We start from the raw sequence: 19,834 nt of genomic DNA, 5'->3' as shown, positions 1-19,834 counted from the left end.
AAGCACGCCCGCGTTGACAGGGCGCGAAACAGCGGCGATCCGGACGGCATGACGCCACGCATTCTCGCCGCCGTTCCCCTGTGCCTTGCGCTGGCCGCATGCGGCGGCACGGGGGCATCCACCAGCGGCAGCGGCAAATCCGCGACGATCCGCAGCCCCGGGCAGCCAACCCGACCCGCACCATCAACGCGCCTGCCGACGCGCCCGAACTATGCCACGCCATCGCGCCCACCGGCGCAGGTGCAGAGCGCGCCCGGGCTGGAAGGGGTGATCGGCGCGGATGCCGACCAGTTGACCCGCCTGTTCGGCGCACCGCGGCTTGACGTGCGCGAGGAGGACGCGCGCAAGCTGCAGTGGTCGGGCACCGCCTGTATCCTCGACGCCTATCTCTATCCCGCCGCACCCGGCGGCCGGGCGACCGCGACCTACGTTGACGCTCGCCGGGGCGACGGGCGCGACGTGGACCGGGCGGCCTGCGTGGCCGCGCTGAAGCTCAATCCCAGCGCCGCGCCGCGTCGACAGCCCTGACCTGTCTTCTTCATTGCTGCGCCAAGCAGGCTGGCATCGAACCCCCACCCCGCTGCGACTAGCAAACCTGCGGTTTGGCAAGTCTCGCTCCCCTCCCCCGCTGGGGAGGGGTTGGGGGTGGGGTTCGACATCAGTCTTTCGGTATCTTAGCGCAGTTCCCACCAGCGGCGGCGGCGGTCGGGCACGCTATCGGCATTGGTATCGACGTAGCCCATCGTGCTGGCCGGAATCGGTCGGGCGGGGACAGTGCCCGGGACAGTATCGTGGCGCACTTCCGCACGCCCTTCGGCCTTGGCCGCACGCAGTTCAGCCTCACGCGCGCGTTCCTCGGCAGCGCGGGTCTCGCGCTCGCCGCGGCGGGCGATAACCATCGAATCGTAGCTCCAGCGCATCTGGCTGTGTGCGAACAGGCACAGCATGCCCCCGGCGATCGCCAGGTTCTTCAGCGCCATCGTTGCCTGCATCGGATCGGTGAAATCGTGGTGGAAGAACAGGACGGTGAGCAGGCTGAACCCGGCGAAGAGAATTGCGAACAGCCGCGTCATGAAGCCGAAGATCAACGCAATCGCGCCGACGATCTCGAACAGGGCGACCGCCAGCGCCAGATTGGGCGGCAGCCCCACGCCGGTGATCAGCGATTCGGTCTGGTTCACAGCGAACAGCTTGTTCACGCCCGAAACCAGGAACAGCAACGCCAGCAGGATGCGGCCGAGCAGGGCGGCAACGGTGTTCATCGCGCTTCTCCCACAAAGGCGCGCCGGCGGGGGCGCGCATCAGTGCAGGGTCAATCGCCGATGGCGGCGCAGGTTCCTTGCGTGGCGGGCATCGCCCATCCGGGAAAGGCGGGAACGCCCGACCGGGCGGCATCGGCCAGCGTGTAACGATCAAGCACGGCGATGAAGGCATCCATCGCCTCGGCCAGCATGCCGCTGAGCGAACAATCCTCACGCAGCGCGCAACGGCCGCAATCGACCAGCCGCATGGTCTTTTCCAGCGCGCGCACCGCATCGCCCACGCGCGTTTCCGCTGCAGGACGCGCCAGCAGGATGCCGCCGCTGCGCCCGCGCTGGCTGACCGCCAGCCCTTCGCGCACCAGCGCCTGCGCCACCTTGGCGACATGGTGGTACGAAATCCCCTGCGACGCGGCGAAGCCCGGCAGCGACAGCTGCCCGCCATCGCGCGCGAGGGCGACGAGCAGGCGCAGGCCGAAGTCGGTATGCTGGGTCAGCTGCATGGAGTTTCCATAACGACAATTCGCTTGAACGAATCAAGTATTTTAAATACCGGTATATTAGTTACCACATTAAAGCCGGAGATCCCAGCCATGCGCACCGCTTCCGAACAGGCCCAGACCATCGTCAAGGCCACCGCCACCGCGCTGGAAAAGCACGGTGTCGAGATCACTACGGCGATGTACGCCCGCCTGTTCCGCGATCCGGAAGTGGCGGCGATGTTCGATCAGGCCGCGCAGCAGAGCGGCGAGCAGCCGCGCCGACTGGCCGGCGCGATTCTCGCCTATGCCCGCAACATCGACAAGCTGGCCAACCTGGGCCCGGCGGTGCAGCGCATGGTGGCCCGCCACGTGGAGACGGGCGTGAAGGCGGAGCATTATCCGCTGGTCGCCGAAGCGCTGCTGCCCGCGATCCGCGACGTGCTGGGCGCAGACGTCGCCACCGACGAGGTGCTGGCCGCCTGGGGCGAAGCCTACTGGATGCTGGCGGATATCCTGATCGCGGCGGAAGCCGAAGCCTATGAGAACGCGGCCGCGGCCTGAGTCTTCGGCTGGGTGCGGAAAGCCCATCCGGGCTTTCCTTTGCGGCACCGGCCCGCTCCCCCGCCCGGCCACCCATTCAGGGTACTCTCGTGGGTGGCCCAGTTGGACATTTGGGCGGGGGAGCGGGCCGGTGCCGCAAGCCTTCGACGGAAGTCGAAGGCGCATCCAACGAAGACTCGCCGCCAAGGAAAACGCGGAGGTGTTTTCCTACAACCTCGGCAAGGTTACCCCGCGCTGGCCCATGTACTTGCCCGCGCGGTCGGCATAGCTGACTTCGCAGGGTTCGTTGCCCTGCAGGAACAGGAACTGGCACGCGCCTTCGTTGGCATAGATCTTGGCCGGCAGCGGGGTGGTGTTGGAGAATTCCAGCGTCACGTGCCCTTCCCAGCCGGGCTCCAGCGGGGTGACGTTCACGATGATGCCGCAGCGGGCATAGGTGCTCTTGCCCAGGCAGATCACCAGCACATCGCGCGGCACGCGGAAATATTCCACCGTCCGCGCCAGCGCGAAAGAATTGGGCGGGATCACGCAGACGTCGGTCTTGCGATCCACGAACGAGTTCGAATCGAAATCCTTGGGGTCCACCACCGACGAATCGATGTTGGTGAAGATCTTGAACTCGTCGGCGACGCGCGCGTCATAGCCATAGGACGAAAGGCCATAGCTGATGCAGTTCTCGCGCCGCTGGCTTTCCACGAAGGGTTCGATCATCCCCTCGGTCATCGCCTTTTCGCGGATCCACTTGTCGGAAAGAATGGCCAAGGTCTGTTCCTGATGCTGCGCCGGATGCTGGTTGCGTACGTCAGCCCACATGCCCCGGCCCGAAGGCATGGGGCAAGAGGGCAGAGAGCGGCATTTCCACGGTTTCGAATGCGCCAAGGCCGATTACCAGCGGATCGGTATGTCCCAGCGAGGCCAGTTCGAACAGCACCTGGCGGCAGCGGCCACAAGGCGTGACCGGCAGCCCTTCGGTGTGGACCATTCCGCCCGCCACGGCCACGGCGATGAGCCCGCCGCGCCGGCCCTGGTTCATCGCCAGCGAGGCCGCCACCGTTTCCGCGCAGAGCGAAAGGCCATAGCTGGCGTTCTCCACGTTGGCGCCGGTGACCATCGCGCCATCTCGGAACAGCAACGCCGCGCCCACGGTGAAGCGCGAATAGGGGGCATAGGCGCCATCACGCGCGGCCCGGGCGGCGGCTTCCAATGCAGCGCGCGTTGCCGGATCGAGTGGCGTCATGGCTGCACCACCACCCAGCGCAGCGGGCCTTGCGCCGCCTTCGTCCGCAGGCGATCGGTGGCGGTCCACATCACCCAGGGCCGCCGCGCATAGCCGGGCTGGAGGAAATCCCCCCGCACCCACAGGTTGCGATCGATCGTGGCGGAGAGGTGATAGCGCGCGTCGACATTGCGCGAGAGCATCAGGATCGCCGGCTTGCCCGCGTGCTTTTCCAGCTGGTTGAGGAACGTGGTCAGCTCGCTCTGCAGTGCGGCGTCGGTCGGCGGTTCGGGGCAGGACCGCGAATCGAGATCGAGCGCCACGGCGGGGGGCAGCAGCTTGTCATCCCGCGGCACGGTGGTGACAAAGTTGCCCGCCTGCGCATCGGCCGGGGCGCACAGGTCATAGACGTGGACCGCGCCGACCTGGATCTTCTGCGCCCGGGCGGCATCGAGTGCGGGGCCGAAGGCTTCATCGCGCCGATCTGGTCCTTCGCTGGCGGTCAGGTAGACGAAGTCCGCGCCCGCAGCCTTGAGCATGGGCCAGTCGACCGCGCCATCGTGGACATCCAGCCATGCGCCCTGCACCGGAAAGCGGGCGCGGTCGGGCGTCCAGCTGCGCACCTTCCACCAGCCGAAGCCGCCCGCCAGCACCGCCAGCAGGAGCAATGCGGCGGCAAGGCGTCGGCGCGCCGGTCTGTGTCTGCCCGTCATGAAAGGAATGCGCCCCGTAGCGAGAACTTATATCAAGGAATCAGCCCCTGATATGCAGCACGCAGATCAGGGTAAAGAGGCGGCGCGCGGTGGCGAAGTCGGTCTCGATCTTGCCGTCCAGCCGTTCCAGCAGCATGTCCGCCGCTTCATTGTGCACGCCGCGGCGGGCCATGTCGATCGTCTCGATCTCCTGCGCCGTCGCACGGCGGATGGCCTGGTAGTACGAATCGCAAATGGCGAAGTAATCGCGGATCGGGCGGCGGAAGCGGCCCAGACCCAGCACGATGGTTTCCAGCAGCTGGCCCGCTTCGTCCGAGATATCCAGCGCCAGCCGCCCATCCTGCACCGACAGGCGCAGGCGATAGGGGCCCTCGTGCCCCGCGCCGAACGCGCGCAGCGGCTTGAAGGTGTTTTCCTCGATCAGGTCGAAGATCGCGATCCGGCGCTCCTGCTCGATATCGGCATTGCGCCAGACGATCGTCGCGTCGTCCAGTTCGATGTGCGAGATGCGCGGGTCCGCCATGGGGCGGTCTGTTTCGCAGAGCGGCCCCGCGCCCGCAAGCCCTTCCCCGCTATCCACAGGGACACACCGTCGCGCGCGCCTTGCCGCTGTCCCGCCGGTGGGGCACTATGCACCCATGTCAGCCAGCAACGCGATCCTCCTGCGCGAACCCGAAACGGTGCGCGCCCTTCCCTCCAACGTTGAGGCCGAAGCCGCCTTTCTCGGTGCGGTGCTGATCGACAACCGCATCCTGGAAGAACTGACCAGCCCGCTGAAACCCGAGCATTTCTTTGCCGCGGTGCATGGGCGGATCTATGAACGCATCCTCACCTTGATCGATCGCAAGGCGGTGGTCACCCCGGTGACGCTGAAGCCCTATTTCGAGATGGACGAGGGGCTGAAGGAGCTGGGCGGCGCGGCCTATCTCGCCCGCCTCACCGCCGATGGCCAGGGCCTGCTCGCCCCGCGCGAGATGGCCGAGCAGATCTATGACCTCGCCCTGCTGCGCGAGCTCATCACGGTGGGCCGCAACCTCGTCGAAGGCGCGATGGACACCAGCGAATCGGTGGCCCCGCTGCAGCAGGTGGAGATGGCCGAGGCCGCGCTCTATGCCGTGGCCGAAGGCGCACAGACCGGCAGCGAGGCGCAGAGCTTCGGCATGGCCACGCGCACCTCGCTGGAAATGATCGAGAAGGCGTTGCTTTCGGGCGGCCACATCTCGGGCAAGACCACGGGCCTCACCTCGGTGAACGAGAAGATCGGCGGCCTTCACGATTCCGACCTTATCATCCTTGCCGGCCGTCCGGGCATGGGCAAGACGTCACTTGTCACCAACATCGCCTTTAACGCCGCCGACCGCCTGCGCCGTGACCTGGCCGACGGCATCAGCGTAAAGGATTCGGTCGGCGCGGCGGTCGCGTTCTTCAGCCTGGAAATGAGCGCGGACCAGCTCGCCACGCGTATCCTGGCCGAACAATCGGGCATCAGTTCCGAAGCGCTGCGCATGGGGCGGATCAGCCGCGAGGACTTCCAGCAGCTGTCCTTCGCCAGCCAGCGGCTGGCCGAGCTGCCGCTGTTCATCGACGATACCCCGGCGCTGACCATCGGGTCCCTGCGCGCCCGCGCCCGCCGCTTGAAGCGCCGGCACGACATCGGCCTGATCATCGTCGACTACCTGCAGCTGCTGCAGGGTTCGGGCCGCAGCGACAACCGCGTGAACGAAATCTCGGAAATCTCACGCGGGTTGAAGACGCTGGCCAAGGAGCTCTCGGTCCCGGTGATCGCGCTCTCACAGCTCTCGCGTGCGGTGGAACAGCGCGACGACAAGCGGCCGATGCTGTCGGACCTGCGCGAATCGGGCTCGATCGAACAGGACGCGGACATGGTCTGGTTCGTGTTCCGCGAGGACTACTACGTCGCCGCCAAGGAGCCCAAGCGCCCGGTGGACGGCGACGACGCCAAGATCCACGACGCCCACGCCGCCTGGGCCGCCGAGATGGAGCGCGTGTTCGGCCTTGCCGAGCTGATCGTGGCCAAGCAGCGCCACGGCTCCACCGGCAAGGTCCGCCTGCGCTTCGAGGCGCGCATCACCCGGTTCAGCGACCTTGCCCCCGATTCGATGGCCCACGCCTACGACGACGGGGAGTGAAAACAGGAAGGCACGCCCTACCGGTCCCGAAATCCTTGACTTTTTCACACCCGCGCCCTAGCTGCGGCGCTCTCCTGTCATTCTCGTTACCCGGAGTGCCCGCATGGCGCGCGTTACCGTCGAAGATTGCGTCGACAAGATCCCGAACCGTTTCGACCTCGTGCTGCTGGCCGCCGAGCGCGCCCGCGCCATCTCGGGCGGGGCGGAACTCACCGTCGACCGCGACCGCGACAAGAACCCCGTGGTCGCCCTGCGCGAAATCGCGGACGAGACTGTGCGTCCCGCCGTGCTGAAGGAAAACGTGATCCAGTCGCTGCAGCGCGTGCTGCCTGACGACGATGACGAGGTCGATGAAATCGGCTCGCTGTCGCAGTCGGCCGAGGCCCTGCGCATCACCGCCGCGGCCCCCGTGCGCAACACCTCGCTGGGTGCCGATTACGACGGCTGATCGGGGAAGGCCCCTCTGGACTTTCCTTTGCGGCTTCGGCCTGCGCCCGAAAAGGCAAACAAGAACGCGCCGTGGATAATTCCGCGGCGCGTTCTTGTTTGCGCGCGCCTCTGCCTCCACATTTCCCTTCATGGCCAGCCCCCTGCTTCGGTCACCCCGTGGTGAGCGCAACACGGTCAAGGCGGTGCTTGGCCCGACCAACACCGGCAAGACCCACCTCGCCATAGAGCGGCTCTGCGCCCATTCCAGCGGCGCGATCGGCTTTCCGCTGCGCCTTCTGGCGCGCGAGGTCTATGACCGGGTCTGTGCGATCAAGGGGCCGAACCAGGTTGCGCTGATCACCGGCGAGGAGCGCATCGAGCCCAAGGATGCGCGTTGGCACCTGTGCACGATGGAGGCCCTCCCCAGCCGGCCGGACCTCGCCTTCGTGGCGCTTGATGAAGCGCAGCTTTCCGCCGATCCTGAACGCGGCCACGTTTTCACCGATCGCTTGTTGCACACCCGCGGCCGCGAGGAGACGATGCTGCTGGGCTCCGCCACGCTGGAGCCGATGGTCAAGGCGCTGGTACCAGGTGCCGAGATCGTCACCCGCCCGCGCTTTTCCACGCTGACCCATGCCGGGGCGAAGAAGCTTTCGCGCATTCCCCCACGCAGCGCCATCGTCGCCTTCAGCGCCGAGCAGGTCTATGCCATGGCCGAAATGCTGCGCCGCTTCCGCGGTGGCGCGGCAGTGGTCATGGGCGCGCTCAGCCCGCAGACGCGCAACGCGCAGGTGGCGATGTACCAGGCGGGCGAGGTGGATTACCTCGTCGCCACCGATGCCATCGGCATGGGGCTGAACCTCGATGTCGAACATGTCGCCTTTGCCGGCCTGTCAAAGTACGACGGCCACCGACACCGCCGCCTGACCACGGCGGAGATGGCGCAGATCGCCGGGCGCGCCGGGCGGCACCACAAGGACGGCACGTTCGGCACCCTGGCCGGCATGGGAGCGCACAACCCCGAATTCACCGACGAGGAAGTCTATGCGATCGAGGAGCACCGCTTTGCGCCCCTCACCCGCCTGTTCTGGCGTGAGGCCAATCCCCGCTTCGATTCGCTGAACCTGCTGATCGAGGATCTGGAAAGCCCCCCGCCCCGCCCGGAACTCGCCACCCCGCCCCAAGCGATCGACCTCGCGGTGCTCAAACGGCTGGCCGAAGACCCGGAGACCGCCGCCAGCGTGCGCGGCAGGGGCTCGGTCGCGCGCTTCTGGCAAGCCTGCTCGCTGCCCGATTTCCGGCAGCAGGGGGCGGAGACCCATGCCCGCTTCGTCGCCCGCCTGTGGCAGGATCTGCGCCACGGCTATCTCGGCGCAGACTATGTGGCGCAGGCCATCGCCCAGCTGGACAATCCATCTGGCGATATCGACACGCTGCAGGGGCGCATTTCCGCGATCCGCAGCTGGTCCTACATCGCGCAGCGGCCCGATTGGGTGCTGGCGCGCGAGGAAATGGCCGCACGCTCCCGCGCCGTGGAAACGCGCCTGTCCGATGCGCTGCACGCGCGCCTGACCGAACGCTTCGTCAACCGCCGCACCACCGTGCTGATGCGCAAGGCCGGGGGCGATGCCTCGCTGCTGCCGGTGCGGGTGGGCGATTCGGGCGCGGTGCTGGTGGATGATGAACCCATCGGCCATCTCGAAGGCTTCCGCTTCGTGGTCGATCCGCTGGCCCGCGCGACGGATCGCAAGCTGCTGCTGGCGGCCGCCGAACGCCACCTGCCCGCGCTGATTTCGCAACGGGTGCAGGCCCTGGCCATGGCGGCAAAGGCGGCGGACGGTCTTGCCCTGCAGGATTCCGGCATTGTCTGGAACGGGCAGCCGGTTGCGCGGCTCGAACCCGGCAAGGCACTGCTCGATCCGCGTATCAGGCTCGACCCGGCGCTTGATCGCCTGCCGGTGAAGGAGCGCGTGGACCTGCTCGCTGCGCTGGAAGGCTGGCTTTCCGCCCACCTCGCCAAGCCGCTCGGCCCCTTGCGCAGGCTGGCCGAGGCGAGCCGCGCCGAAGGATCGGGTCCGGCGCTGCGGGCGCTGCTGCTGCACATGGTTGATGGCGGCGGGGTGCTGGCGCGGGAAGGATCGGGGCTGGACAAGCTGGATGGCCCGCAGCGCGAGACGCTGCGCCGCCTTGGCGTGCGCGTCGGCCCACTTGACCTGTTCCTGCCGCAGGCGCTGCGTCCGGCGGCGATGCGGCTGTGGTCGATGCTGGCGGCCCTGCGCGGGCACAGGCACCTTCCCCCGCCTGATCGCATGCCGCCGGTGCTGGAAGGCAAGACCGCCCCGCCCGGCTATCGCCGCCTTGGCACACAGGCCCTGCGCGTCGACCTGGTCGACCGGCTGGTGCAGGATGCGCACAAGCGGAGGCTGGCTGCGCCTTCGCGACGGCTCTATCTCGATCCTGCGGTGGCGCGCTCGATGGGGCTGTCCACCGCCTCCTATGCGGCGCTGATGCGCCTGTCGGGCTTTCGCGTACACATGCCGAGAAGCCTGGCTGAAGGCGCCTTCGGGCCGCCCGGCGTGCCCCTTTGGGACTGGCGCATGCCGCGCGTGGCCGACCCGCCCGCGCCGGCAAAACCCGTGCCCCCCGCAACCGGCGCCTTTGCCGCGCTGGCGGAACTGATGCGCTAAGGGGCGGCGGCTGATGCGGATCGGCTCCTGATGAGGATCGACAAGCTGCTGTGGTTCCTGCGGCTCGCCTCCAGCCGCAGCTTTGCACAGGAATGGGCCACGGCCGGGCATATCCGCCTCAATGGCCGCCGCATCGAGCGGGCGAGCGCGACGGTGCGCGAAGGCGACGTGCTGGTGCTGCCCATGCGCAGCGGGGTAAAGGTGATCGAAGTGGTCAGCCTGCCGGTGCGCCGTGGCCCCTTCCCCGAAGCGCAGACGTGCTATCGGGTGCTTGACGCGGACGGGCAACCACCTCTAGCACGGCCCCAAACAGACACCTGAGGGAAGATCACCAATGACCTATGTCGTCACCGAAGCCTGCATCAAGTGCAAGTTCATGGATTGCGTCGAGGTCTGCCCCGTGGACTGCTTCTACGAAGGCGAGAACATGCTGGTGATCAACCCCAGCGAATGCATCGACTGCGGCGTGTGCGAGCCGGAATGCCCGGCTGAGGCGATCCTGCCCGATACCGAGAGCGGGCTGGAGCAGTGGCTCGAGCTCAACGCCAAGTATTCGGCCGAATGGCCCAACCTCACCGCCAAGAAGGACGCGCCGGCCGACGCCGACAGCCACAAGGGCGAAGAGGGCAAGTTCGACAAGTACTTCTCGCCCGAGCCCGGCGAAGGCGACTGATCCCGTCCCGCCGGGTGCGATTCGTTCCCGGCGGTTCGCTGCTGCACCTGCGCTGTAACAAGGGCGCAAAAAACCCGTCTGGCACCTGCCGAACGGGCTTTTTTGACGCATTTGCGAACCGCAGGGGGTGGAAATTTTATTACAGAGCTGCTATATGAACGTTCAAGCGCTGGACGTTTCAGGTTGTCCGGCGTGTTGCAACACGAACCAAGGCAGGACTGGCGGCAAACGTATCGCAGGGCTTCGCAAGACCGCGAAAGACGGTCACGTCTGCCGGACCTCACCCCAAAGGGCCCGGAATTCCCTCTGATGGGCTTCACCGCCCAACGCCGTTCGTTACCCTGCCTGCGTCGAAAGGATATGCAATGGCAGCCAAGGCACTGGCCTTCGATGTTGGGGATTACGTCGTTTATCCGAAGCATGGTGTCGGCCGGGTGGTCGAACTGCAGAGTGAAGAAATCGCGGGCATGTCGCTGGAGCTTTATGTGCTCCGCTTCGAAAAGGAGCGCATGACGCTCCGCGTCCCGGTGAACAAGGTCGAAGCGATCGGCATGCGCAAGCTGTCTTCGGACAAGACCCTGCGCGAAGCGCTCGACACGCTGAAGGGCAAGCCCAAGGTGAAGCGCACCATGTGGTCGCGCCGCGCCCAGGAATATGAAGCCAAGATCAATTCGGGCGATCTCGTTTCGATCGCGGAAGTCACGCGTGACCTTTTCCGCGCCGACGACCAGCCGGAACAGTCGTATTCGGAACGCCAAATCTTCGAAGCGGCCTCCTCGCGCCTCGCCCGCGAACTCGCGGCGATGGAAAAGACCGACGAGCCCGCCGCGCTCAAGAAGATCCTCGCGATCCTCAACGAACACGCGCCGAAGTACTACGAAACCGCCTGATCGCGGTTTTGGACCAAGCGCCACGAAGGGGCCGCCGGGAAACCGGCGGCCCTTTTCGCATGGGGCGGAAGTGCCCACCCCCAGCCCCTCCCGTGGGCGGGAGGGGAGTTTTCAGCGCTGCCCCGGCTTCCCCCCTCCCGCATGCGGGAAGGGCATCCTGTTGACTCCCCTCCCGCTTGCGGGAGGGGCTGGGGGTGGGCCTCACTCCACGCGCAGGCATCGCACGAACCATCCACCAGCGCCCGAATCCGCCCGGCGAACGACATGGCTTGGTCCACGCAGGTGTTCTATCAAGGTGCCACACCTTCCGGAGTTCGCCATGATCAAGGATATCGCCCGCACCCTCGCCGGTGTCACCCTGATGGGTATCGCCCTTGCCACTGCCGGCTGCGAAGCCACGCCGATGAGCATTGATGGCCACAAGGGCGTGCCGCTCTCGCAGCTCGACATGGGCGGCACCCCGCCCGACGAGATCACCCTGCTGGGCCCCGATACCGTCCGCATCGTTCCCGGCGATGTGCTGGCGATCACGGTGGAGGGCGACCCGCTGCTCAAGGAGCACCTGCGGTTTGTGCGCCACGAAGGCAAGCTGGGCATCGGCCGCGATGGTGGCACCTGGGCCGGCACTGCCACGATCAACGTCACCGTGCCCGCCGCGCGCCGCCTGATCCTTGCAGGATCGGGCACGATCCAGGCCGATGTGCTCAAGGGTGACGACGTGGGCGTGACCATCGCCGGATCGGGCGACGTGAATGCCGCGCAGGTGGAAGCAAAGGACCTAAAGGTCGAAGTGCTCGGCTCGGGCACGCTCAAGGCCGCAGGGCGCACCGATGCGCTGAAGCTGACGCTGGCCGGCAGTGGCGATGCGCTGATGCCGGGCCTTGCCGTTGGCGATGCGAAGGTCGACGTGGCCGGCAGCGGCAGCGCCAACTTTGCGTCGGACGGCAACGTCAAGGCGAGCATCATGGGATCGGGCGAAGTGCGCGTGAAGGGCCGCGCCACGTGCAAGGTTTCCGCCATGGGCTCGGGCAAGCTGGTCTGCGAACCCTGATCGACCGGCGCACGCTTCACCGCAGGCCGCTTTCGGCCCGTCCACACAACCGCTAGGTTGCACGGGCAAAGGCGACGGGACCGGTCACGATGCGTTTGATTCCACACGTTCGGGTGGCTGTGCTGGCCGCCCTGTTGCCCGGCATGGTGGGTTGTGCGGCCAAGGCCGCGTTTGACCTCGCCACCGCTCCGGTCAGGATGGGCGCACGCGCCGTCGACACCACCGCCGACGCCTATGATCGGCTCACCGTCAGCCAGTCGGAACGGGACCAGAAGCGTGGCCGGGAAATTCGCCAGCGCGAGGAGCGGCTGGGCCGCCTGTCGCGCGAATATGGTCGCGCTCGCATGCGCTGCGACGACGGCGACGATCGCGCGTGCGAGCGCGCTTATGGCCTGCGTCGGGAATTGGACGCACTGTCTCCGCGCGTGCCGTATGAAGGGGATTAGGCTGCAGCCCTGCGCAGCCGATCGTTGATCGCCACGCCGATGCCTTCATCGGGTACCGGAGCCACCGCCACCCTGGGCTGCGGCGCATCGGCAGAGGCATGGAGGCAGGCGTACAGCCGCGCCGCCGCCTCGGCCAGATCTCCGCTTGGTGAAAGCGTCACGTCCCCGGCCACTGCGCCGAAGCCGATCAGGAATTCGTCCGCCTCGGCCACCATGGCCCCCAGCCGCACCGGCTTGCCCGGCGCATAGTGGCTGGCCAGCTGGCCCGGCGCCTCGATCCGGGTTGACGTCACGACGTCTTGGCCTTGCCCCAGCACGGCGGCAATCTGCGCCTCGGTAATCGGGCCCGGCCGCAGCAGCGCCCACGTCTCGTCATCGCGCAGGCCGACGATGGTCGATTCGATCCCCTGCGCCGTTTCCCCGCCATCGAGAATCAGGTCCACCCGCCCGCCCAGCGAGGCTGCCACATGCCCCGCCGTGGTCGGGCTGACACCGCCAGAACGGTTCGCAGACGGAGCCGCGAGCGGTAATCCACAGCTTTTCAACAGGCCCTGCATCACCGAATGGGCGGGGCAGCGCAGCGCCACGGAGGGCAGCCCGGCGCTTACTGCGGGGGCCAGCCCGGCCCCTTCCCGCAGCGGCAGCACCATGGTCAATGCCCCCGGCCAGAACGCGCCGGCCAGCGCGCGCGCGCGGTCATCGAACAGCGCCAGCACCTCGCCTGCCGTAACGTCGGGCACGTGCACGATCAGCGGGTTGAAATCGGGCCGTCCCTTGGCGCGATAGATCCCGGCCACGGCAGCATCGTCGTCTGCCCGCGCTGCCAGGCCATAGACCGTTTCGGTCGGCACGGCCACGGTGCCGCCCGCGGCGATCACCTGCGCGGCTTGCGCGATCCCTGCCCCATCGGCCGGGCAGACCTTCACAGGCTTTGTTGCATCCATCGCGCCCGCTATAGCCACTGGCAGAGGCCTGCCAAGGAAAACGACAAATGACCTTCATCGCCCCCTCCGCCGACCAGCTGATCGCCATGCGCGTGAGCGCAGGGATCGAGGACCTTGCCGCGCACGATCGCTTCTCCGCCGCCACCCCCGATCTTGTCGCCGCCATCGCCGAAGGCATCGGCGCGCTGGCCGAGGGCGAATGGGCGCCGCTGAACCGAGTGGGCGATACGCAGGGCGCGCGATGGGCCGATGGCACCGTCACCCTGCCCGCCGGCTATGCCGAGGCCTATCGCGCGTTCGTCGAACAGGGCTGGGGCTCGATCAACGGTCCAGTCGATTTCGGCGGCCAGGGCCTGCCCTTCACGCTGGCCACCTGCGTGCTGGAAACACTGGGCGCGGCCAACATGGCCTTCACCCTGCTGCCGATCCTCACCGTAGGCGCGATCGAATCGCTGCTGCACCATGGTACGCCCGAACAGCAGGCCACGTACCTGCCCAAGCTGGTCAGCGGCAAATGGTCGGGCACCATGAACCTCACCGAACCCCAGGCGGGGTCAGACGTCGGCGCGCTGCGCACCACCGCGACGCCGATCACCCAAGGGCCGCACGCGGGCAAGTATCGCATCAGCGGCACCAAGATCTACATCACCTTCGGTGAACACGACCTTGCCGAAAACATCGTCCACCTCGTCCTCGCCCGCACCCCCGGTGCGCCGGCGGGATCGCGCGGCATCTCGCTGTTCATCGTGCCCAAGTTCCACATCAATGCCGATGGCAGCCTGGGCGCGCGCAACGACGTGCATTGCGCCGGCATCGAACACAAGCTGGGCATCAACGCCTCGCCCACCTGCGTCATGACCTATGGCGACAATAACGAATGCATCGGCGAGATGGTCGGCGCGGAAAACGGCGGCCTGCGCGCCATGTTCACGATGATGAACTCCGCGCGCATCAACGTGGGCAGCCAAGGCGTGCAGATTGCCGAACGCGCGCTGCAGCAGGCGCGGATCTATGCCAACACCCGCATCCAGTCCCCCCGTGCCGGCTCGCCCAGCAAGGAGCCGGTGGCGATCATCGAACATCCCGACGTGCGCCGCACCCTGCTGCGCATGCGCGCGCTGACGGAAGGCGCCCGCGCCCTGCTCTATTACACCGCCGGGCAGGTCGATCGCGGAGCGCTGGGCGATGAAGCCGCGCAGCTGCGCGCCGAAGTGCTGGTGCCCATGCTCAAGGCCTGGGGCACCGATGTCGGCTGCGAGGTCGCCAGCCTCGGCATCCAGGTCCACGGCGGCATGGGCTTCGTTGAGGAAACAGGCGCGGCGCAGCACTATCGCGACGCGCGCATCGCCCCGATCTATGAAGGCACCAACGGCATCCAGGCCGCCGACCTCGTCACCCGCAAGTTGGGCTATGAGAACGGCGCTGTGCTGCAGCGCCTGCTGGCCGACGTGATCGCCGAAATGGAGGACGTCCCCGAAGTCGCCTCGCTGGCCAGGGACGCCGCCGCCGTCGCCGCCTGGATGGCCAGCACCGACGCATCGCTCGACGATCGCCTTGCCGGATCAGTCCCCTTCACCACGATGTGCGCGGTGGCCGTGGCAGGCTGGCAGCTGGCGCGACAGGCCCGCACCACGGGCGACGCCGCCAAGACCGCGGTGACGATGTTCTTCAACCGCACCATCGCCCCTGAAGCCCGCGGCCTCGGCGCGGCGGCCATGGCGGGCGCAGGTCTGGTCTATCAGCTGGAAGCGGCAGCGCTCTAATGAGGCCCATCCCCAACCCCTCCCACAGACGGAAGGGGAGAATTAAGTAGCGTTTCCAACTCCCCGCCCGCTTGCGGGAGGGGCCCGGGGTGGGCTCGATCAGCCGCCCATTCACTTCGGCTTGTTCAGCACCGAATTCTCGTCCTTGGTGATGCTGAACTTCGCGTTCGGATCGGGCTTGGGCGCCTGTCGGCTGGCGATCTGGGTGATCGCCACCGCCGGAACCGCGCCCGGCGCGGTCACGCGCCAGATCACCCCGCCCACATCGTCGGTGACCAGCAGCGCGCCGTCCTTGGCAAAGGCGACCCAGGTCGGCCGCCCCTTCGCCTTCTGGTCTGCGGTGAGGAACCCGGTCAGCACCGGGGCAGGCGCTGCGGGCAGCACGTTGCCGCGATCGTCAAAGCGTACGAAGACCACGTCATAACCCGAAAGCGGCTTGCGGTTCCACGATCCGTGCCGCGCGATGAAGGCACCGCCGGCAAAGCGCGGCCCCATCGTGTTGCCACCGCGCGCAAAGGCCAGGCCCAGCGGCGCCACGTGCGCGCCCAGCGCGTATTCCGGCTTGCGCACGTATTCCAGCATGTATTCCGGCATCGGCTCTTCAACGCGCCAGTCGATGTTCTTCTTCCAGTATGCCCACGGCCAGCCATACTGCGCGCCCAGCGGCACGTTGGTCAGGTAATCGGGCACCAGGTCCGATCCCAGCATGTCGCGCTCGTTCACCACGGTCCACAGCTCGCCCGTGCGCGGGTTCCAGTCCATGCCATTGGGATTGCGCAGGCCGCCGGCAAACTCGCGCTCGCTCTTCTTGGCGAAATCGTACTCGTGGATGGCCGCGCGGCCCTTTTCCTTGGCGATGCCCTCGTCAGCGATGTTCGTGGCTGATCCCACGGTGACATAAAGGCGTTGGCCGTCCTCGCTCAGCAACAGGTTGCGCACCCAGTGCTGGCCGCCAGCGGGCAGGTCCATCAGCTTTTCAGGCGCGCCCTGCAGGCTGGTCTGCCCCGGCGTGAAGGGCCAGGAAACCACCGCATCGTTGTTGGCCACGTAAAGCCGCCCTTCGCGCAGCACCATGCCGAACGGCGAATTGAGCGCGGGGTTGCTGATCTCGAAGCGCTGTTCGGCCACACCATCGCCATTGCCATCGCGCAGCACCACGATCTTGTTGGGCGAAGGATCGCCCGCCCCGGCCGACTTGAACAGCCAGCCCGCGACCAGCCCGGTCAGCCCGCCCTGCGCCGAACTCGCCGGCGCATTGGTTTCCGCCACCAGCACGTCGCCATTGGGTAGCACCACCACGTTGCGCGGATGGTCCAGCTTGTCGGCAAAGCGCGTCACCTTCAGGCCCTCGGCCGCAACCGGCGCTTCGTTGGCAGCCCAGCCCACCGGCTTCGCGATGCCGATGGTCGGCCACCACTGCGGGTTCTGCTCGGCCAGCTTGGGCTTGGGCCCGGTGGTTTCGGCCAGCGTGTACTGCGCGCTGTCACCTCGCATGATCCACGCCAGCGATCCGCCGACGAGGACCAGCACCATCGTCAGGAAGACGAGAAATTTCTGCTTTGTGCTCATGGCGCAGAACCTAGGCGCGCGCTCGCCCCACCGCAACGGGGCGATGCGGGAATCGTTGGTGTGGCGCGGTTCCGGCCCGCTTCCCCGGCCGACCACCCACGGAAGTGTATCCTGATTGGGTGATCGGGCGGGACAGCGGGCCGGTGCCGCAGCCGTTTCAGCACAGCTGAAACAGCAAAGAGTTGCGTGGCGCGACTTTTCGCATCGCTCTCCCTATATGGTCCCCATGTACGATTTTGCCCCCACGCCCGGCCAGCCCAAGGCCGAACACTATGCCGATTTGCGCAGCGCCGCACTTGCCCTCACCGATGGTGAAACCGATGGCGTGGCCAACATGGCCAACCTTGCCAGCCTGATCGGACTGTTCCTGCCCGATCTGAACTGGGCCGGCTTTTACCGGATGGTCGATGGCCAGCTCGTGCTTGGCCCTTTCACCGGCAAGCCCGCCTGCATCCGCATCCCGCTGGGCCAGGGCGTGTGCGGCACCGCCGCCGCAACCGGAGAGACCCAGCTGGTGCGCGATGTCCACGCGTTTCCTGGCCACATCGCCTGCGATTCGGCCAGCGCGTCGGAGCTGGTGGTCCCGGTCTGGCGGGAAGGCTCGGTGATCGCGGTGATCGATCTCGACAGCCCCACCCTCGCCCGCTTCGACGAGGAGGATGCCGCCGGGGTGGAGGCCCTGGCCAAGGCGATTTCCGGGCGAATCTAAAGGCTTGGGTGGTCCGCCAGGAGAACCGCCCCACAATGGGACAGCATGCGCAGGAACCTTGGTTTTCTGCGCCCTGCAATGGTAACCACCGGGTTAATGCCGCGCGTGCTGCGTGCGGCGCCCACAGGGGTACCGCCATGAACCGTTTGCTCGTCTCGCTTCTCGTCCTCGGCGCAGCCGCCGTTGCCAATCCGGCGCAGGCCCATAACCATGGTGGCGCCGCCATGCCGCCTCCGCCGCCACAGGGGGTGTATCAGGGCACGTGGCAGGGCGGCAGCTGGACCGGCCAGTGGGTGCAGCCGCCCCAGGGCGCCTATCCCTACCCCACCCAGCCGATGAGCTACCCTGCGCCCGACCCGCGGATGCAGGAAATGATGGATCGCTGCGCTTCCTACCGGCCCGACAGCGGCACGGGCGGCGCGGTGATCGGTGGTCTGGTTGGCGGCGTGGTCGGCAATCGCGTGGCATCGGGCAATCGCGTGCTCGGCACCGTGGCCGGTGCGGCAGTAGGCGCGGTGGCGGGCCGCGCCATCGACAAGGCCGAGGATGCCGGGCGCGAACGCGAATGCCGCGATTTCTGGGCCAGCCAGCCGCCTGCCGGTGCCTACGGCTATCCAGTCCAGGGTTATGGCTATTACCCCGCCTATGTGCCGATGGGCTATGTCATGGTCCCCGTGCCACAGGCTCCCGCCAAACCCTGCGTGGAAACCAAGACCGTCACCTACGAATATGTGACCACCCCGCGCCGCCGGTACATTCCGGCCCGCCCGCGCGACAAGCGCGTGAAGGAAAAGCGGATCTACGTCGGCAGCTGATCCGGCTTGCCGCGATCACGAAAAAGGCCCGCCGGATCACTTCGGCGGGCCTTTGTTGTCGCTGTCTGCCCACACTATTCGTCATTGCGAGCGAAGCGAAGCAATCCAGAGTTGGCGCAAACCGCCCTGGATTGCCGCGCCACCTCCGGTGGCTCGCAATAACGATGGGTGGGATAGGCGGGGCAGGCAGCAGCTAACCTGCTCCAACCCAACCCCGCTCATCCTGAGCTTGCCGAAGGGCGAAGGATGCTGCCCCAACCCTCACAGCTTGCGGCCGATCAGCTCCTTCATGATTTCGCTTGTGCCGCCGAAGATGCGCGTCACGCGGGCGCCACGCCAGGCGCGGGCGATGGCGTATTCGTTCATATAGCCGGCGCCGCCGTGCAGCTGCAGGCACTTGTCCATCACTTCCCATTGCAGTTCGGTGTGCCACAGCTTGGCCGCGGCCCCTTCCTCGGGCGTCAGCTCCTTCTTCAGGTGCCGCGCCAGCGCCCAATCGAGGTGCGCCCAGCCCACCTGCAGCTTGGTCTTCAGGTCGGCCAGGGTGAAGCGGGTGTTTTGAAAATCGAGGATCGGCTTGCCAAAGGCCTTGCGCTCGCGGGTGAATTCCACCGTATCGTCAAAGGCCTTCTGCGCCGATGCCTGCGCGCTGATGGCGATGGACAGGCGCTCCTGCGGCAGTTCGCTCATCAGATAGATGAAGCCCTTGCCTTCCTCGCCCAGGCAATTGGTGATCGGCACGCGCACATCCTCGAAGAACAGCTCCGACGTATCGGCTTCGTCCATGCCGATCTTGTCCAGGTTGCGGCCGCGCTTGAACCCTTCCCGGTTCGCTTCCACCAGCACGATGGAAATGCCCTTCCACGCCGGCTGGATCTCGGTGTCGGTCTTGCAGCAGACAAGGATCAGGTCGGCGTTCTGGCCATTGGTAATATAGGTCTTGGACCCGTTGATCACGTAATGGTTGCCGTCCTTCTTTGCGGTGGTGCGCATTCCCTGGAGGTCGGATCCGGTGCCCGGTTCGGTCATCGCGATGGCGGTCACCACCTCGCCCGATACCATCTTGGGCAGCCAGGTCTTCTTCTGCTCTTCCGAGCCGTAGGAGACGAGGTAGTTCACCACGATGTCGGACTGGAGCGAGAAGCCCGTGGCCACGCGCCCGTAGTAGCTGCTCTCTTCGTCGACGATGGCGTTGTAACCGAAATCAAGGCCCAGCCCGCCGTATTCCTCGGGCACGGTAGGGCACAGCATGCCCAGTTCACCCGCCTTGGGCCAGACATCGTGCGGCACGATCCCCGCCTCGGCCCATTCGTTGGCGTGCGGGGCGATCTCGGTCTCGAGGAACTTGCGCACCGTCTGGCGGAACGCTTCGTGGTCGTCGTTGTAGGCGGTGCGCGGAATCAGGTCGAGCGACATGGCGTACTCTCCGGGATCTTGCTTTCGTTGCACACAGGAAAGCAAAGCCGGAGAGGCCGGT

22 protein-coding genes are annotated in these 19,834 nt (G+C 66.9%); 13 read left to right on the top strand and 9 right to left on the bottom strand.

What is annotated here, in order from left to right:
• Positions 1-48: 48 nt before the first annotated feature.
• Positions 49-528: a hypothetical protein gene (locus tag POM99_RS07450; protein WP_277276301.1), complete on the top strand. Its 480-nt coding sequence runs from the start codon at positions 49-51 to the stop codon at positions 526-528.
• Positions 529-674: 146 nt separating this feature from the next.
• Here POM99_RS07450 and POM99_RS07445 read toward each other — a convergent pair whose 3' ends face one another.
• Both POM99_RS07445 and POM99_RS07440 read right to left on the bottom strand, forming a co-directional pair.
• The gene (locus tag POM99_RS07445) at positions 675-1,262 is read right to left on the bottom strand and encodes a DoxX family protein (protein WP_277276299.1); all 588 of its coding nucleotides are present in this window, start codon (positions 1,260-1,262) and stop codon (positions 675-677) included.
• A 50-nt stretch (positions 1,263-1,312) separates the two neighbouring features.
• Positions 1,313-1,762 (bottom strand): RrF2 family transcriptional regulator, encoded by a 450-nt coding sequence (locus POM99_RS07440; protein WP_277276297.1) that lies wholly within the window; start codon positions 1,760-1,762, stop codon positions 1,313-1,315.
• A gap of 90 nt (positions 1,763-1,852) precedes the next feature.
• Here POM99_RS07440 and POM99_RS07435 point away from each other — a divergent pair, with 90 nt between their 5' ends.
• Positions 1,853-2,302, top strand: coding sequence for a globin domain-containing protein (locus POM99_RS07435; protein ID WP_277276295.1), 450 nt, complete (start codon positions 1,853-1,855; stop codon positions 2,300-2,302).
• A 207-nt stretch (positions 2,303-2,509) separates the two neighbouring features.
• Here POM99_RS07435 and dcd read toward each other — a convergent pair whose 3' ends face one another.
• From dcd to POM99_RS07415, 4 genes are read right to left on the bottom strand one after another with little or no spacing between them, the layout of a single operon-like run.
• Positions 2,510-3,064: a dCTP deaminase gene (dcd, locus tag POM99_RS07430; protein WP_277276412.1), complete on the bottom strand. Its 555-nt coding sequence runs from the start codon at positions 3,062-3,064 to the stop codon at positions 2,510-2,512.
• Positions 3,065-3,104: 40 nt separating this feature from the next.
• Entirely contained in the window at positions 3,105-3,539 is a 435-nt protein-coding gene (locus tag POM99_RS07425) for a cytidine deaminase (RefSeq protein ID WP_277276292.1), read from the bottom strand.
• Positions 3,536-4,231, bottom strand: a complete 696-nt coding sequence (locus POM99_RS07420; RefSeq protein ID WP_277276291.1) for a glycoside hydrolase family 25 protein — start codon at positions 4,229-4,231, stop codon at positions 3,536-3,538. Before POM99_RS07420 ends, POM99_RS07425 begins: the two co-directional genes overlap by 4 nt.
• 40 nt (positions 4,232-4,271) lie before the next feature.
• Positions 4,272-4,754, bottom strand: a complete 483-nt coding sequence (locus tag POM99_RS07415; RefSeq protein WP_277276289.1) for a UPF0262 family protein — start codon at positions 4,752-4,754, stop codon at positions 4,272-4,274.
• Positions 4,755-4,869: 115 nt separating this feature from the next.
• Between POM99_RS07415 and POM99_RS07410 the strand changes: the two genes are divergently transcribed.
• The 8 genes from POM99_RS07410 (at position 4,870) to POM99_RS07375 (ending at position 12,557) form a co-directional block, all read left to right on the top strand.
• Complete coding sequence (locus POM99_RS07410) at positions 4,870-6,381, top strand: replicative DNA helicase (protein ID WP_277276287.1); 1,512 nt, start codon at positions 4,870-4,872, stop codon at positions 6,379-6,381.
• A 103-nt stretch (positions 6,382-6,484) separates the two neighbouring features.
• Positions 6,485-6,829 carry a DNA-directed RNA polymerase subunit omega gene (rpoZ, locus tag POM99_RS07405; RefSeq protein ID WP_277276285.1) on the top strand — a complete coding sequence of 115 codons (345 nt, stop codon included), beginning with the start codon at positions 6,485-6,487 and terminating at the stop codon, positions 6,827-6,829.
• Positions 6,830-6,959: 130 nt separating this feature from the next.
• Positions 6,960-9,497, top strand: coding sequence for a helicase-related protein (locus POM99_RS07400; protein WP_277276283.1), 2,538 nt, complete (start codon positions 6,960-6,962; stop codon positions 9,495-9,497).
• Positions 9,498-9,527: 30 nt separating this feature from the next.
• Positions 9,528-9,818 (top strand): RNA-binding S4 domain-containing protein, encoded by a 291-nt coding sequence (locus POM99_RS07395; protein ID WP_277276281.1) that lies wholly within the window; start codon positions 9,528-9,530, stop codon positions 9,816-9,818.
• A 13-nt stretch (positions 9,819-9,831) separates the two neighbouring features.
• Entirely contained in the window at positions 9,832-10,170 is a 339-nt protein-coding gene (gene fdxA, locus POM99_RS07390) for a ferredoxin FdxA (protein WP_277276279.1), read from the top strand.
• A gap of 365 nt (positions 10,171-10,535) precedes the next feature.
• The gene (locus POM99_RS07385) at positions 10,536-11,060 is read left to right on the top strand and encodes a CarD family transcriptional regulator (RefSeq protein ID WP_277276278.1); all 525 of its coding nucleotides are present in this window, start codon (positions 10,536-10,538) and stop codon (positions 11,058-11,060) included.
• Positions 11,061-11,379: 319 nt separating this feature from the next.
• On the top strand, positions 11,380-12,111 hold the full coding sequence (locus POM99_RS07380; protein WP_277276276.1) for a head GIN domain-containing protein: 732 nt from the start codon (positions 11,380-11,382) through the stop codon (positions 12,109-12,111).
• A gap of 89 nt (positions 12,112-12,200) precedes the next feature.
• The gene (locus tag POM99_RS07375) at positions 12,201-12,557 is read left to right on the top strand and encodes a hypothetical protein (RefSeq protein ID WP_277276274.1); all 357 of its coding nucleotides are present in this window, start codon (positions 12,201-12,203) and stop codon (positions 12,555-12,557) included.
• Here POM99_RS07375 and POM99_RS07370 read toward each other — a convergent pair.
• Complete coding sequence (locus tag POM99_RS07370) at positions 12,554-13,501, bottom strand: L-threonylcarbamoyladenylate synthase (RefSeq protein WP_277276272.1); 948 nt, start codon at positions 13,499-13,501, stop codon at positions 12,554-12,556. The genes POM99_RS07375 and POM99_RS07370 overlap by 4 nt on opposite strands.
• 47 nt (positions 13,502-13,548) lie before the next feature.
• Here POM99_RS07370 and POM99_RS07365 point away from each other — a divergent pair, with 47 nt between their 5' ends.
• Positions 13,549-15,264, top strand: coding sequence for an acyl-CoA dehydrogenase family protein (locus tag POM99_RS07365; RefSeq protein ID WP_277276270.1), 1,716 nt, complete (start codon positions 13,549-13,551; stop codon positions 15,262-15,264).
• Between the two features lie 111 nt (positions 15,265-15,375).
• Here the strand turns inward: POM99_RS07365 and POM99_RS07360 are convergent, their stop codons facing one another.
• On the bottom strand, positions 15,376-16,833 hold the full coding sequence (locus tag POM99_RS07360; RefSeq protein ID WP_277276268.1) for a PQQ-dependent sugar dehydrogenase: 1,458 nt from the start codon (positions 16,831-16,833) through the stop codon (positions 15,376-15,378).
• A 226-nt stretch (positions 16,834-17,059) separates the two neighbouring features.
• On the opposite strand from POM99_RS07360, the gene POM99_RS07355 reads away from it, so the two are divergent.
• Both POM99_RS07355 and POM99_RS07350 read left to right on the top strand, forming a co-directional pair.
• Complete coding sequence (locus POM99_RS07355) at positions 17,060-17,542, top strand: free L-methionine (R)-S-oxide reductase MsrC (RefSeq protein WP_277276266.1); 483 nt, start codon at positions 17,060-17,062, stop codon at positions 17,540-17,542.
• 137 nt (positions 17,543-17,679) lie between these two features.
• Positions 17,680-18,357: a glycine zipper 2TM domain-containing protein gene (locus POM99_RS07350; RefSeq protein WP_277276264.1), complete on the top strand. Its 678-nt coding sequence runs from the start codon at positions 17,680-17,682 to the stop codon at positions 18,355-18,357.
• A gap of 261 nt (positions 18,358-18,618) precedes the next feature.
• On the opposite strand, the gene POM99_RS07345 is transcribed toward POM99_RS07350, so the two are convergent.
• Positions 18,619-19,773, bottom strand: coding sequence for an acyl-CoA dehydrogenase family protein (locus POM99_RS07345; protein WP_277276262.1), 1,155 nt, complete (start codon positions 19,771-19,773; stop codon positions 18,619-18,621).
• Between the last annotated feature and the right edge of the window lie 61 nt (positions 19,774-19,834).

The organism is Novosphingobium cyanobacteriorum (assembly GCF_029436685.1).
Classification (GTDB): domain Bacteria; phylum Pseudomonadota; class Alphaproteobacteria; order Sphingomonadales; family Sphingomonadaceae; genus Novosphingobium; species Novosphingobium cyanobacteriorum.
This window is presented reverse-complemented; position numbering and strand designations above follow the sequence as displayed.

What these genes read in the sequence shown, in the direction of transcription:
- POM99_RS07450 (WP_277276301.1), top strand. Translation starts at nt 49, where the DNA reads ATGACGCCACGCATTCTCGCCGCCGTTCCCCTGTGCCTTGCGCTGGCC.
- POM99_RS07445 (WP_277276299.1), bottom strand. Translation starts at nt 1,262, where the DNA reads ATGAACACCGTTGCCGCCCTGCTCGGCCGCATCCTGCTGGCGTTGCTG.
- POM99_RS07440 (WP_277276297.1), bottom strand. Translation starts at nt 1,762, where the DNA reads ATGCAGCTGACCCAGCATACCGACTTCGGCCTGCGCCTGCTCGTCGCC.
- POM99_RS07435 (WP_277276295.1), top strand. Translation starts at nt 1,853, where the DNA reads ATGCGCACCGCTTCCGAACAGGCCCAGACCATCGTCAAGGCCACCGCC.
- POM99_RS07425 (WP_277276292.1), bottom strand. Translation starts at nt 3,539, where the DNA reads ATGACGCCACTCGATCCGGCAACGCGCGCTGCATTGGAAGCCGCCGCC.
- POM99_RS07420 (WP_277276291.1), bottom strand. Translation starts at nt 4,231, where the DNA reads ATGACGGGCAGACACAGACCGGCGCGCCGACGCCTTGCCGCCGCATTG.
- POM99_RS07415 (WP_277276289.1), bottom strand. Translation starts at nt 4,754, where the DNA reads ATGGCGGACCCGCGCATCTCGCACATCGAACTGGACGACGCGACGATC.
- POM99_RS07410 (WP_277276287.1), top strand. Translation starts at nt 4,870, where the DNA reads ATGTCAGCCAGCAACGCGATCCTCCTGCGCGAACCCGAAACGGTGCGC.
- rpoZ (WP_277276285.1), top strand. Translation starts at nt 6,485, where the DNA reads ATGGCGCGCGTTACCGTCGAAGATTGCGTCGACAAGATCCCGAACCGT.
- POM99_RS07400 (WP_277276283.1), top strand. Translation starts at nt 6,960, where the DNA reads ATGGCCAGCCCCCTGCTTCGGTCACCCCGTGGTGAGCGCAACACGGTC.
- POM99_RS07395 (WP_277276281.1), top strand. Translation starts at nt 9,528, where the DNA reads ATGAGGATCGACAAGCTGCTGTGGTTCCTGCGGCTCGCCTCCAGCCGC.
- fdxA (WP_277276279.1), top strand. Translation starts at nt 9,832, where the DNA reads ATGACCTATGTCGTCACCGAAGCCTGCATCAAGTGCAAGTTCATGGAT.
- POM99_RS07385 (WP_277276278.1), top strand. Translation starts at nt 10,536, where the DNA reads ATGGCAGCCAAGGCACTGGCCTTCGATGTTGGGGATTACGTCGTTTAT.
- POM99_RS07380 (WP_277276276.1), top strand. Translation starts at nt 11,380, where the DNA reads ATGATCAAGGATATCGCCCGCACCCTCGCCGGTGTCACCCTGATGGGT.
- POM99_RS07375 (WP_277276274.1), top strand. Translation starts at nt 12,201, where the DNA reads ATGCGTTTGATTCCACACGTTCGGGTGGCTGTGCTGGCCGCCCTGTTG.
- POM99_RS07370 (WP_277276272.1), bottom strand. Translation starts at nt 13,501, where the DNA reads ATGGATGCAACAAAGCCTGTGAAGGTCTGCCCGGCCGATGGGGCAGGG.
- POM99_RS07365 (WP_277276270.1), top strand. Translation starts at nt 13,549, where the DNA reads ATGACCTTCATCGCCCCCTCCGCCGACCAGCTGATCGCCATGCGCGTG.
- POM99_RS07360 (WP_277276268.1), bottom strand. Translation starts at nt 16,833, where the DNA reads ATGAGCACAAAGCAGAAATTTCTCGTCTTCCTGACGATGGTGCTGGTC.
- POM99_RS07355 (WP_277276266.1), top strand. Translation starts at nt 17,060, where the DNA reads ATGTACGATTTTGCCCCCACGCCCGGCCAGCCCAAGGCCGAACACTAT.
- POM99_RS07350 (WP_277276264.1), top strand. Translation starts at nt 17,680, where the DNA reads ATGAACCGTTTGCTCGTCTCGCTTCTCGTCCTCGGCGCAGCCGCCGTT.
- POM99_RS07345 (WP_277276262.1), bottom strand. Translation starts at nt 19,773, where the DNA reads ATGTCGCTCGACCTGATTCCGCGCACCGCCTACAACGACGACCACGAA.